The 12737-nt window shown below is 70.0% G+C and carries 12 protein-coding genes; all 12 read left to right on the forward strand.

The genetic code is table 11. The features are described 5' to 3' along the window. Positions 1–10: 10 nt before the first annotated feature. Positions 11–550 (forward strand): hypothetical protein, encoded by a 540-nt coding sequence (locus tag GWK25_RS16455; RefSeq protein WP_215450958.1) that lies wholly within the window; start codon positions 11–13, stop codon positions 548–550. 257 nt (positions 551–807) lie between these two features. Next, on the forward strand, positions 808–1725 hold the full coding sequence (gene pdxS, locus GWK25_RS16460) for a pyridoxal 5'-phosphate synthase lyase subunit PdxS (protein ID WP_215450959.1): 918 nt from the start codon (positions 808–810) through the stop codon (positions 1723–1725). A 6-nt stretch (positions 1726–1731) separates the two neighbouring features. After that, complete coding sequence (gene pdxT / locus GWK25_RS16465; protein ID WP_215450960.1) at positions 1732–2340, forward strand: pyridoxal 5'-phosphate synthase glutaminase subunit PdxT; 609 nt, start codon at positions 1732–1734, stop codon at positions 2338–2340. 48 nt (positions 2341–2388) lie between these two features. Further along, positions 2389–3141 carry a YebC/PmpR family DNA-binding transcriptional regulator gene (locus GWK25_RS16470; protein ID WP_215450961.1) on the forward strand — a complete coding sequence of 251 codons (753 nt, stop codon included), beginning with the start codon at positions 2389–2391 and terminating at the stop codon, positions 3139–3141. Between the two features lie 145 nt (positions 3142–3286). Then, positions 3287–3817: a crossover junction endodeoxyribonuclease RuvC gene (gene ruvC, locus GWK25_RS16475; protein WP_055521854.1), complete on the forward strand. Its 531-nt coding sequence runs from the start codon at positions 3287–3289 to the stop codon at positions 3815–3817. Next, entirely contained in the window at positions 3814–4419 is a 606-nt protein-coding gene (gene ruvA / locus GWK25_RS16480) for a Holliday junction branch migration protein RuvA (protein ID WP_215450962.1), read from the forward strand. Before ruvC ends, ruvA begins: the two co-directional genes overlap by 4 nt. Positions 4420–4506: 87 nt before the next feature. Continuing rightward, on the forward strand, positions 4507–5577 hold the full coding sequence (gene ruvB / locus GWK25_RS16485) for a Holliday junction branch migration DNA helicase RuvB (RefSeq protein WP_215450963.1): 1071 nt from the start codon (positions 4507–4509) through the stop codon (positions 5575–5577). 174 nt (positions 5578–5751) lie between these two features. After that, a complete protein-coding gene (yajC, locus tag GWK25_RS16490; protein WP_215450964.1) occupies positions 5752–6261 on the forward strand; it encodes a preprotein translocase subunit YajC in 510 nt (169 codons plus the stop codon). Between the two features lie 133 nt (positions 6262–6394). Continuing rightward, positions 6395–8185 (forward strand): protein translocase subunit SecD, encoded by a 1791-nt coding sequence (secD, locus tag GWK25_RS16495; RefSeq protein ID WP_215450965.1) that lies wholly within the window; start codon positions 6395–6397, stop codon positions 8183–8185. 1 nt (position 8186) lies between these two features. Continuing rightward, positions 8187–9281, forward strand: a complete 1095-nt coding sequence (secF, locus tag GWK25_RS16500; protein ID WP_215450966.1) for a protein translocase subunit SecF — start codon at positions 8187–8189, stop codon at positions 9279–9281. After that, the gene (locus GWK25_RS16505) at positions 9278–9817 is read left to right on the forward strand and encodes an adenine phosphoribosyltransferase (protein WP_184896358.1); all 540 of its coding nucleotides are present in this window, start codon (positions 9278–9280) and stop codon (positions 9815–9817) included. The genes secF and GWK25_RS16505 overlap by 4 nt, the downstream gene beginning before the upstream one ends. A gap of 307 nt (positions 9818–10124) precedes the next feature. Further along, positions 10125–12686 (forward strand): bifunctional (p)ppGpp synthetase/guanosine-3',5'-bis(diphosphate) 3'-pyrophosphohydrolase, encoded by a 2562-nt coding sequence (locus tag GWK25_RS16510; RefSeq protein WP_215450967.1) that lies wholly within the window; start codon positions 10125–10127, stop codon positions 12684–12686. Positions 12687–12737 lie beyond the last annotated feature (51 nt).

Here is a 12737-nt window from a genome sequence, read left to right on the forward strand (position 1 = left end):
CTTGCCGCCCGTGACTTCGACACTCATCTGGATCGCTGTCGTCCTGTTCGCGATCGGCCTCTATCTGAGCTGGACCGCGGGACGCCTCGACCGGCTGCACGCGCGCATCGACGCCGCCCGGGCCGCGCTCGACGCACAGCTGCTGCGCCGCGCGTCGGTCGCCCAGGAACTGGCCACCTCCGGAGTGCTGGACCCGGCCGCCTCGATCGTCCTCTACGAGGCGGCACACGCGGCCCGGCAGGCCGAGGAGGAGCAGCGCGAGGTCGCCGAGAGCGAGCTGAGCCAGGCGCTGCGCGCCGTGTTCGCCGACGCGCAGCAGGTGGAGGTGGTGCGCGAGGCGCCGGGTGGTGAGGACGCGGCGAACGAGCTGGCCCAGGCGGTGCGCCGGGTGCCGATGGCGCGGCGCTTCCACAACGACGCGGTGCGGGCGGCGCGGGCGTTGCGCCGGCATCGCAAGGTCCGCTGGTTCCGGCTCGCCGGGCACGCGCCGTTCCCGATGGCGTTCGAGATGGACGACGAGCCGCCGGGGGCGTTGGCTTCGAACGCCTAGGGGCTCGGGGGTGCGGTTGCGTGGGCGACCGCGGACCCGGTGAGGCTTTTCGCGCCGAAAAAGCAGGGGCGCAGCCCCGCTTATCAGGGGCGCGGGGAACTGCGCGACCAGCTCCCACCGGCCCGCGCCCGACCACTCACCACCCCTCACCTCGCGAAAACGATCCACCGCCTCCCCATTGGCCCTTGCCGTGGCCCGCTGCCCTCGCGTTTCCTCGGTGATTGCAGAAACCCCCTTCCCCGAGCGAGGTCAAACCCGTGTCCAGCACGCTCTCCCACTCCGCCGCCCAGACCCCCGAGACCGGCACCGCCCGCGTGAAGCGCGGCATGGCCGAGCAGCTCAAGGGCGGTGTGATCATGGACGTCGTCACCCCGGAGCAGGCCAAGATCGCCGAGGACGCGGGAGCGGTCGCGGTCATGGCCCTGGAGCGGGTCCCCGCCGACATCCGCAAGGACGGCGGCGTCGCCCGGATGTCCGACCCGGACATGATCGAGGGCATCATCGAGGCCGTCTCCATCCCGGTCATGGCCAAGTCCCGCATCGGCCACTTCGTCGAGGCCCAGGTCCTGCAGTCGCTCGGCGTCGACTACATCGACGAGTCCGAGGTCCTCACCCCGGCCGACGAGGTCAACCACTCCGACAAGTGGGCCTTCACCACCCCCTTCGTCTGCGGTGCCACCAACCTCGGCGAGGCCCTGCGCCGCATAGCCGAGGGCGCCGCCATGATCCGCTCCAAGGGCGAGGCCGGCACCGGCAACGTCGTCGAGGCCGTCCGCCACCTGCGCCAGATCAAGAACGAGATCGCCAAGCTGCGCGGCTTCGACAACAACGAGCTGTACGCCGCCGCCAAGGAGCTGCGCGCCCCGTACGAGCTGGTCAAGGAGGTCTCCGAGCTGGGCAAGCTGCCGGTGGTCCTCTTCTCCGCCGGTGGCGTCGCCACCCCGGCCGACGCCGCGCTCATGCGCCAGCTCGGCGCCGAGGGCGTCTTCGTCGGCTCCGGCATCTTCAAGTCCGGCGACCCGGCCAAGCGCGCCGCCGCCATCGTGAAGGCCACCACCTTCTACGACGACCCGAAGATCATCGCGGACGCCTCCCGCAACCTGGGCGAGGCCATGGTCGGCATCAACTGCGACACCCTCCCCGAGGCCGAGCGCTACGCGAACCGGGGCTGGTAAGCACCCATGAGCGACACCCCGGTCATCGGCGTCCTGGCGCTCCAGGGCGACGTACGGGAGCACCTCGTCGCCCTGGCCGCGGCCGACGCCGTGGCCAGGCCGATCAGGCGCCCCGAGGAACTCGCCGAGGTGGACGGCCTCGTCGTCCCCGGCGGCGAGTCCACCACGATCTCCAAGCTCGCCGTCCTCTTCGGCGTCATGGAACCGCTCCGCGCGCGTGTCCGCGCGGGCATGCCCGTGTACGGCACCTGCGCCGGCCTGATCATGCTCGCGGACAAGATCCTCGACCCGCGCTCGGGCCAGGAGACCATCGGCGGCATCGACATGATCGTGCGCCGCAACGCCTTCGGACGCCAGAACGAGTCGTTCGAGGCGGCGGTCTCCGTCAAGGGCGTCGAGGGCGATCCCGTGGAGGGCGTCTTCATCCGCGCCCCGTGGGTGGAGTCCGTGGGCGCGGAGACAGAGGTGCTCGCCGAGCACGACGGTCACATCGTCGCCGTACGCCAGGGCAACGCCCTCGCCACGTCCTTCCATCCGGAGCTGACCGGCGACCACCGGCTGCACGCCCTCTTTGTCGACATGGTGCGCGCGAACCGGGTGACGGAGTCCTTGTAGGATCTCTGGGGTTCGTACGGAGTTGGGTAACGCGAAGGAGACAGGCAGATGTCCGGCCACTCTAAATGGGCTACGACGAAGCACAAGAAGGCCGTGATCGACGCCAAGCGCGGCAAGCTCTTCGCGAAGCTGATCAAGAACATCGAGGTCGCCGCGCGGATGGGCGGCGTGGACCTCGAGGGCAACCCGACGCTCTACGACGCCGTGCAGAAGGCGAAGAAGCAGTCGGTCCCCAACAAGAACATCGACTCCGCGATCAAGCGCGGCGGCGGCCTCGAGGCCGGTGGCGCCGACTACGAGACGATCATGTACGAGGGCTACGGTCCGAACGGTGTCGCGGTGCTCATCGAGTGCCTCACCGACAACCGCAACCGCGCCGCCTCCGACGTCCGGGTCGCCATGACCCGCAACGGCGGCTCGATGGCCGACCCGGGTTCCGTCTCGTACCTCTTCAACCGCAAGGGCGTCGTGATCGTCCCCAAGGGCGAACTATCCGAGGACGACGTCCTGGAGGTCGTGCTCGACGCGGGCGCCGAGGAGGTCAACGACCTGGGTGAGTCCTTCGAGGTGCTCAGCGAGGCCACCGACCTGGTCGCGGTCCGCACCTCGCTCCAGGAGGCCGGCATCGACTACGACTCGGCCGAGGCCAACTTCGTCCCGACCATGCAGGTCGAACTGGACGAGGAGGGCGCCAGGAAGATCTTCAAGCTGATCGACGCGCTGGAGGACAGCGACGACGTCCAGAACGTCTTCGCCAACTTCGACGTCAGCGACGACGTGATGGCCAAGGTCGACGCGTAGCGCTGCCGCGAACCGAGCGGATCGGGCGGGCCGGTGGGGGACACACCCACCGGCCCGCCGCCGTTGTCGGTGGCAGCAGATAGCCTGCACAAACTTGGGGCACCTCCCAGCGGTAGCTGGGGGAGATCGAGTGGGAGGGGGCACGGTGCGTGTACTCGGGGTGGACCCCGGACTGACGCGGTGCGGCGTGGGCGTGGTCGAGGGCGTCGCCGGCCGGCCGCTCACCATGCTCGGCGTGGGCGTGGTGCGCACGCCCGCGGACGCGGAGTTGGGACACCGCCTCGTCGCGATCGAGCAGGGCATCGAGCAGTGGCTCGACGAGCACCGTCCCGAATTCGTCGCCGTGGAACGGGTGTTCAGCCAGCACAACGTCCGCACGGTCATGGGCACCGCACAGGCCAGCGCCGTCGCCATGCTGTGCGCCGCCCGCCGCGGCATCCCCGTCGCCCTGCACACCCCCAGCGAGGTCAAGGCCGCCGTCACCGGAAGCGGCCGGGCCGACAAGGCCCAGGTCGGCGCCATGGTCACCCGCCTCCTCAGGCTCGACGCCCCACCGAAACCGGCGGACGCCGCCGACGCCCTCGCCCTCGCCATCTGCCACATCTGGCGGGCCCCCGCCCAGAACCGCCTCCAGCAGGCCGTGGCCCTGCACGCATCGAAAGGCCGTACGTCATGATCGCCTTCGTCAGCGGCCCCGTCGCCGCCCTGGCTCCGGACTCCGCGGTGGTCGAGGTCGGTGGGATCGGCATCGCGGTCCAGTGCACGCCCAACACGTTGTCCGGGCTCCGCATGGGCCAGCCGGCCAAGCTCGCCACCTCCCTCGTCGTCCGCGAGGACTCGCTGACGCTGTACGGCTTCGTGGACGACGACGAGCGCCAGGTCTTCGAACTGCTCCAGACCGCGAGCGGGGTCGGACCGCGTCTGGCGCAGGCGATGCTCGCCGTGCACACCCCCGACGCGCTGCGCCGAGCGGTCGCCACCGGCGACGAGAAGGCGCTGATCGCCGTCCCCGGCATCGGCAAGAAGGGTGCCCAGAAGCTCCTGTTGGAGCTGAAGGACCGGCTGGGCGAGCCCGTCGGCGCCCCCGCGCTCGGCGCCCCGGTCACCCAGGGCTGGCGCGACCAGTTGCACGCCGCCCTGATCGGCCTCGGGTACGCCACCCGCGAGGCCGACGAGGCCGTGTCGGCCGTGACCCCCCAGGCCGAGGCCACCGAAGGCACGCTCCAGGTGGGCCAGTTGCTGAAGGCCGCACTCCAGACCCTCAACAGAGCCCGCTGACCGCCCTGTTGAAGCGCTCGTACACCGCAGGTACGGGCTTGCGCCCCCCTTCCGCTCCATCCGACCGCGACCCGCGAGGCACACGCAATGAACTGGGACGACACGACCGACGACACCGCCGCCGACCGCCTGGTGGGCTCCGTCGCCGACCGTGAGGACCAGGCCGTCGAGGCCGCCCTGCGCCCCAAGGACCTGGACGAGTTCATCGGCCAGGAGAAGGTCCGTGAACAACTCGACCTCGTCCTGCGGGCCGCACGCGCGCGGGGGGCTACGGCCGACCACGTCCTGCTCTCCGGCGCCCCGGGCCTCGGCAAGACCACCCTCTCCATGATCATCGCGGCCGAGATGGGCGCCCCCATCCGCATCACCTCCGGCCCCGCCATCCAGCACGCCGGCGACCTCGCCGCGATCCTCTCCTCCCTCCAGGAGGGTGAGGTCCTCTTCCTCGACGAGATCCACCGCATGTCGCGGCCCGCCGAGGAGATGCTGTACATGGCGATGGAGGACTTCCGCGTCGACGTGATCGTCGGCAAGGGCCCCGGCGCCACCGCGATCCCCCTCGAGCTGCCGCCCTTCACCCTGGTCGGCGCCACCACGCGCGCGGGACTGCTGCCGCCGCCGCTGCGCGACCGTTTCGGCTTCACCGCGCACATGGAGTTCTACGAGCCCGCCGAACTGGAGCGCGTCATCCACCGCTCGGCGAACCTGCTCGACGTCGAGATCGACACGGACGGCGCCGCCGAGATCGCGGGCCGCTCCCGCGGCACCCCCCGTATCGCCAACCGCCTGCTGCGCCGCGTTCGGGACTACGCGCAGGTCAAGGCCGACGGCGTCATCACCCGTGAGATCGCCTCCGCCGCCCTCGCCGTGTACGAGGTCGACGCCCGCGGCCTGGACCGCCTCGACCGGGGTGTCCTCGAAGCGCTGCTCAAGCTCTTCGGCGGCGGACCGGTCGGTCTGTCCACCCTCGCCGTCGCCGTGGGGGAGGAGCGCGAGACCGTCGAGGAGGTCGCCGAACCCTTCCTCGTCCGTGAGGGACTGCTCGCCCGCACCCCCCGCGGCCGGGTCGCGACCCCGGCCGCCTGGGCCCACCTCGGACTCACCCCGCCACGCGGCACGACCGGCGCAAACGGACAACAGGACCTGTTCGGGGCGTGACCTTCTCGTGACGGCGCGGTACTCGCCCGGCATGGAACCCCGGTGACATGCTGTGCGTTGTTCCATCACGGTGGACTCGCTTAGACTCCGCCGATGCCGCCCTTGTCGGCAGCACACATACCCCCAACCATCAGGCCGCTCGCCATCGCGGTCGTGTGAAGGAAGTTCCGACCCGTGAGTCTCGTGACCCTCCTCCCGTTCATCGTGCTCATCGGGGCCATGATCCTGATGACCCGATCGGCCAAGAAGAAGCAGCAGCAGGCCGTCGACATGCGGAACCAGATGCAGCCCGGTTCCGGCGTCCGCACGATCGGGGGCATGTACGCGACCGTCAAGGAGGTCAGCGAGGACACGGTCCTCCTCGACGCCGGGCCGGGCGTCGAGCTGCTGTTCGCGAAGAACGCCATCGGTGCCGTCCTCAGCGACGAGGAGTACAACCGCATCGTCCACGGCATCGAGCACGACCTGAAGTCCGACGTCGTCCCGGACGACGCCTCCTCCCTCACCGAGACCGACGAGCCCTCCGACGACGCTTCCGCCGCTTCCGACGACAAGCCCATCGACCTCGGCAAGAAGGACGCGCCCGACGACGCGGCCGACGACACCGCCGAGGCGAAGGCCGACGAGGCCAAGGCCGCGGAAGCAGAGCCGAAGAAGACCGACGGCGAGTCCGACGCGAAGTAGTCACGTCCCGGGAGCGCGAGCGAGAACCGCCCGCGCCCCGGGCACGTGCCGTTTTCGCCCGGCTTCCCGACACAAGTCATGGCCGTCCCCGCGCTGACCCCGCGCACGGCGGCCCGAGAGGGAGTACGAGAAGGTGGCAGCACCGAAGAAGGGCCGGAGCGCGAGCACCCAGAGCAAGCCTGGGCGCGCACTGGCCCTCATCCTGATCGCCCTTGTGGCGCTCACCGGGGGAATGTTCGCCTCCGGACACACCACTCCGCGTCTCGGCATCGACCTCGCCGGTGGTACGAGCATCACACTGACGGCGGTCAACGAGCCCGGCCAGCCCAACGCGATCAACAAGACCAACATGGACACCGCGGTCGAGATCATGAACCGCCGTGTCAATGGTCTGGGCGTGTCCGAGGCGGAGGTCCAGACCCAGGGCAATGAGAACATCATTGTCAACATCCCCAAGGGCACGGATTCCGAGGAAGCCCGGGAACAGGTCGGCACCACCGCGAAGCTGTACTTCCGTCCCGTCCTCCAGAGCCAGGTCGGCACCGGCGCGACGGAGAACCCCACCGCCTCGCCGAGCACCAGCCCCAGCGGCAGCGGCTCGCCGAGCCCGTCGAGCTCCGACGGCAAGGACGAGGCCACCGAGCCCGGGGCCGGTGACTCCGCGAGCCCGTCGTCGAGCCCGTCGTCCTCCGCCACGTCGCAGGGCCGCGCGCTCACCGACGCGCTGAAGGCCGACCCCACGCCGTCCGGCAGCGGTTCCGCGTCGGCCAAGGCCTCCGACAGCGCCTCCCCGCCCGCGAGCCCGAGCGCCGACAAGGAGACCCAGGCGATCCAGGCGAAGTTCGCGGCCCTGGACTGCAACGACCCGAAGCAGCGCGCCGAGGCCGGCAAGGGCAAGACCACCGACACCGTCGTGGCCTGCGGCCAGGACAACGGCAGCTGGAGCAAGTTCGTCCTCGGCCCGGTCGGGGTCGACGGCACCGAGGTCGACAAGGCCCAGGCGCTGCTCGACACGCAGAGCGGCACCGGCTGGCAGGTCGTCATGGACTTCGACTCCAAGGGCGCCGACAAGTTCGCCGACATCACCGGCCAGCTGGCGACGCAGACCTCCCCGCAGAACGAGTTCGCGATCGTCCTCGACGACGAGGTCGTCTCCCACCCCTACGTGCAGGCGGCGGTCACCGGCGGCAAGGCCGAGATCTCCGGCAGCTTCACGCAGGAGGAGGCCCAGAACCTCGCCAACATGCTGTCCTACGGCGCGCTCCCGCTGACCTTCAAGGAGTCCAGCGTCACCACCGTCAGCCCCGCGCTCGGCGGTGAGCAGCTGCAGGCAGGTCTGATCGCCGGTGCGATCGGTCTCGCCCTGGTCGTGATCTACCTGGTCGTCTACTACCGCGGCCTGTCGCTGATCGCCATCGCCTCGCTGCTGGTCTCCGCGGCTCTGACCTACCTGCTCATGGCGCTGCTCGGACCGGCCATCGGCTTCGCCCTGAACCTGCCGGCGGTCTGCGGTGCGATCGTGGCGATCGGTATCACCGCGGACTCGTTCATCGTGTACTTCGAACGCGTCCGGGACGAGATCCGCGAGGGTCGTACGCTGCGCCCCGCGGTCGAGCGGGCCTGGCCGCGTGCCCGGCGCACCATCCTGGTCTCCGACTTCGTGTCCTTCCTCGCCGCCGCGGTGCTCTTCGTCGTCACCGTCGGCAAGGTGCAGGGCTTCGCGTTCACGCTGGGCCTGACGACCGTGCTCGATGTCGTGGTGGTCTTCTTCTTCACCAAGCCGCTGCTGACGCTGCTGGCCCGCACCAAGTTCTTCGGCGGCGGCCACAGCTGGTCCGGCCTCGACCCGAAGCGACTGGGTGCCCGGCCCCCGCTGCGCCGCACCCGCCGTCCAGCCGTCCCCGCCGACCCGAAGGAGGCCTGAGATGTCGAAGCTCGGTGACCTCGGAGCTCGACTCCACCGCGGCGAGGTCGGTTATGACTTCGTCGGCAACCGCAAGCTCTGGTACGGCCTCTCCATCCTGATCACCATCACGGCCATCGTCGGTCTCGCGGTCCGTGGCCTGAACATGGGCATCGAGTTCCAGGGCGGCGCGGTCTTCACGACGCCGAAGACGAGCGTCTCGGTCGCCCAGGCGGAGGAATACGCCACAGAGGCCTCCGGCCACCAGGCGATCGTCCAGAAGCTCGGCAACGACACCCTGCGCATCCAGATCTCCGGTGTGGACACCAGCAAGTCCGACGAGATCAAGGAAACGCTCGCCGACGACCTCAAGTTGGACCCGGAAAAGATCAACGCCGATCTGGTCGGCCCCAGCTGGGGTGACCAGATCGCCAACAAGGCATGGCAAGGTCTCGGGATCTTCATGGTCCTCGTGGTGATCTACCTGGCGATCGCGTTCGAGTGGCGCATGGCCATCGCCGCGTTCGTCGCCCTGATCCACGACATCACCATCACGATCGGCATCTACGCCCTCGTCGGCTTCGAGGTGACGCCGGGCACGGTGATCGGTCTGCTGACCATCCTCGGTTATTCGCTCTACGACACGGTCGTCGTCTTCGACAGCCTCAAGGAGCAGACGAAGGACATCACCAAGCAGAACCGCTGGACGTACGCCGAGATCGCCAATCGCTCGATCAACAGCACCCTGGTGCGGTCGATCAACACCACGGTGGTGGCGCTGCTCCCGGTCGCCGGCCTTCTCTTCATCGGCGGCGGTGTCCTCGGCGCGGGCATGCTCAACGACATCTCGCTGTCGCTGTTCGTCGGCCTCGCGGCCGGTGCGTACTCGTCGATCTTCATCGCCACGCCGCTCGTCGCCGATCTCAAGGAGCGCGAGCCGCAGCTGAAGGCCCTCAAGAAGCGCGTCCTCGCCAAGCGGGCCCAGGCCGAGCACGACGCGGAGACGGCGACCGACGGTCCGTACGACGACGAGCCGGCGGACGCCACCCCTGCGGTGGTCGGCCCGCGTGCCCAGTCGGGGAGCCGCAGCCGGGGCCGGGGCGGGAAGCGGCGATGACCGACATCAAGGAGCTGCTGCTCAGCCGTATCCGTGATGTTGCGGACTACCCGGAGCCGGGCGTGATGTTCAAGGACATCACCCCGCTGCTGGCCGACCCGGCGGCGTTCACCGCGCTGACGGACGCGCTGGCCGAGCTGACCGTCCGGCACGGCGCCACGAAGATCGTCGGCCTGGAGGCCCGGGGCTTCATCCTGGGCGCCCCGGCCGCCGTCCGCGCCGGCGTCGGCTTCATCCCCGTACGCAAGGCGGGCAAGCTCCCCGGAGCCACGCTCGGCCAGGCCTACGACCTGGAGTACGGCTCCGCCGAGATCGAGGTGCACGCCGAGGACCTGACCGCGGGAGACCGCGTCATGGTCATAGACGACGTCCTCGCCACCGGCGGCACCGCCGAGGCCTCCCTCCAGCTGATCCGCCGCGCGGGCGCGCAGGTCGCCGGCGTCGCGGTCCTGATGGAGCTGTCGTTCCTCCCGGGCCGACAGCGCCTGGAGACGGCCCTGGCCGGGGCCCCGCTGGAGGCCCTGATCACGGTCTGAAGCACGGCACACGATCACACGGCGGGCGCCCCGGGATTCTCCTCCCGGGGCGCCCGCCGCTTTACGGTCACGTGCCACATGCCCGCGCCCCTTCAGGGGCGCGGGGAACTGCGCGAGCAACCACGTACGACCCGCACCGACCCACCAACGCCCCCCGAGCAGCACCCCGGAATCCGCCGCGCGCTGCCCGTGTTGCAGGGGTAGGCCCCCCTCAATGTGGCCTGAAGGCGATCCTGGGGCGCGGGATCGCTACCATGGGTGCTCCGGAACCTGACCGGGGGACCCGGATCGCGCACGAGGAGCCCTCTTGGCAGACGAGGCCCAGCACCTGACCGCCGCCAAGCCCGAGTCCGCCTCGGGCCCCGCGGCCAAGCCCGCACAGCACGCGGCGAAGGCGAACCCCGAGAACACCGCCACGTCCGCGCAGGGCTCCGTCGAGCACGCCCAGTCCGCGCCCGCCGACAAGACCGACGGCCCCGCGCGCCCCAAGCCGGCCCCGCCCGAGCGCACGGCACCCGCGCCCGCTCCGGCGCCCCCGGCCCGCCCGGCCGGCACGGGCCAGCCCGCCCGCTCCGGTTCCTCCAACCGCGTACGCGCCCGTCTCGCCCGGCTCGGCGTGCAGCGCTCGAACCCGTACAACCCGGTCCTTGAGCCGCTGCTGCGGATCGTGCGCAGCAACGACCCGAAGATCGAGACGTCGACGCTCCGCCAGATCGAGAAGGCCTACCAGGTCGCCGAGCGCTGGCACCGGGGCCAGAAGCGCAAGAGCGGCGACCCGTACATCACGCACCCCCTAGCCGTCACCACGATCCTCGCCGAACTCGGCATGGACCCGGCGACCCTGATGGCGGGCCTCCTGCACGACACCGTCGAGGACACCGAGTACGGCCTCGACCAGCTCCGCCGCGACTTCGGCGACTCCGTCGCCCTCCTCGTGGACGGCGTCACCAAGCTGGACAAGGTCAAGTTCGGCGAGGCCGCGCAGGCCGAGACCGTGCGCAAGATGGTCGTCGCCATGGCCAAGGACCCCCGCGTCCTGGTCATCAAGCTCGCCGACCGCCTGCACAACATGCGCACCATGCGCTACCTCAAGCGGGAGAAGCAGGAGAAGAAGGCGCGCGAGACCCTGGAGATCTACGCGCCGCTCGCCCACCGCCTGGGCATGAACACCATCAAGTGGGAACTGGAGGACCTCGCTTTCGCGATCCTCTACCCCAAGATGTACGACGAGATCGTCCGCCTCGTCGCCGAGCGCGCTCCCAAGCGCGACGAGTACCTGGCCATAGTGACCGACGAGGTGCAGCAGGACCTGCGCGCGGCCCGCATCAAGGCGACCGTCACCGGCCGCCCCAAGCACTACTACAGCGTCTACCAGAAGATGATCGTCCGCGGCCGTGACTTCGCGGAGATCTACGACCTGGTCGGCATCCGCGTCCTGGTGGACACCGTCCGCGACTGCTACGCGGCGCTGGGCACCGTCCACGCCCGCTGGAACCCGGTTCCGGGGCGGTTCAAGGACTACATCGCGATGCCCAAGTTCAACATGTACCAGTCGCTGCACACGACGGTCATCGGACCCAACGGCAAGCCCGTCGAACTCCAGATCCGTACGTTCGACATGCACCGCCGCGCCGAGTACGGCATCGCCGCGCACTGGAAGTACAAGCAGGAGGCCGTCGCCGGTGCCTCCAAGGTGCGTACGGACGCGCCCCGGACCACCGGCAAGGACGACCATCTCAACGACATGGCCTGGCTGCGGCAGCTGCTGGACTGGCAGAAGGAGACCGAGGACCCCGGAGAGTTCCTGGAGTCCCTGCGCTTCGACCTCTCCCGCAACGAGGTCTTCGTCTTCACCCCGAAGGGTGACGTCATCGCGCTGCCGGCCAGCGCGACCCCCGTCGACTTCGCGTACGCGGTCCACACCGAGGTCGGTCACCGCACCATAGGCGCCCGGGTCAACGGCCGCCTGGTGCCACTCGAATCCACCCTGGACAACGGCGACCTGGTGGAGGTCTTCACCTCCAAGGCGGCCGGCGCGGGCCCCTCCCGCGACTGGCTCGGCTTCGTGAAGTCGCCGCGCGCCCGCAACAAGATCCGCGCCTGGTTCTCCAAGGAGCGGCGCGACGAGGCCATCGAGCAGGGCAAGGACGCCATCGTCCGCGCGATGCGCAAGCAGAACCTGCCGATCCAGCGCATCCTCACCGGCGACTCGCTCGTCACCCTGGCACACGAGATGCGCTACCCGGACATCTCAGCGCTCTACGCGGCCATAGGCGAAGGCCACGTCTCCGCGCAGAGCGTGGTCCAGAAGCTCGTCCAGGCCCTCGGCGGCGAGGAGGCCGCCACCGAGGAGATCGACGAGGCCGTACCGCCCACCCGCGGCCGGAGCCGCAAGCGGCGCGGCAGCAACGACCCCGGTGTCGTGGTCAAGGGCGTCGAGGACGTGTGGGTCAAGCTCGCCCGCTGCTGTACGCCCGTCCCCGGCGACCCCATCATCGGCTTCGTCACCCGGGGCAGTGGCGTATCGGTTCACCGCAGCGACTGCGTCAACGTCGAGTCGCTCTCCCGTGAACCCGAGCGCATCCTCGACGTCGAGTGGGCCCCGACCCAGTCCTCGGTCTTCCTCGTCGCCATACAGGTCGAGGCGCTGGACCGCAGCCGTCTGCTCTCGGACGTCACCCGCGTCCTGTCCGACCAGCACGTCAACATCCTGTCGGCCGCCGTCCAGACCTCCCGCGACCGCGTCGCCACCTCCCGCTTCACCTTCGAGATGGGCGACCCGAAACACCTGGGCCACGTCCTGAAGGCCGTACGCGGCGTGGAGGGCGTCTATGACGTGTACCGGGTGACATCGGCGCGACGGCCGTAGACACGACACATGTGAGAGGGGCTCCCGTACGAACCGTACGGGAGCCCCTCT

The organism is Streptomyces sp. ATCC 21386 (assembly GCF_018728545.1).
GTDB lineage: Bacteria > Actinomycetota > Actinomycetes > Streptomycetales > Streptomycetaceae > Streptomyces.

Excerpts from the sequence above, each read along its gene's own strand:
- pdxT (WP_215450960.1), top strand. The coding sequence starts at position 1,732 with ATGAGCGACACCCCGGTCATCGGCGTCCTGGCGCTCCAGGGCGACGTA.
- GWK25_RS16470 (WP_215450961.1), top strand. The coding sequence starts at position 2,389 with ATGTCCGGCCACTCTAAATGGGCTACGACGAAGCACAAGAAGGCCGTG.
- ruvA (WP_215450962.1), top strand. The coding sequence starts at position 3,814 with ATGATCGCCTTCGTCAGCGGCCCCGTCGCCGCCCTGGCTCCGGACTCC.
- ruvB (WP_215450963.1), top strand. The coding sequence starts at position 4,507 with ATGAACTGGGACGACACGACCGACGACACCGCCGCCGACCGCCTGGTG.
- secF (WP_215450966.1), top strand. The coding sequence starts at position 8,187 with ATGTCGAAGCTCGGTGACCTCGGAGCTCGACTCCACCGCGGCGAGGTC.
- GWK25_RS16505 (WP_184896358.1), top strand. The coding sequence starts at position 9,278 with ATGACCGACATCAAGGAGCTGCTGCTCAGCCGTATCCGTGATGTTGCG.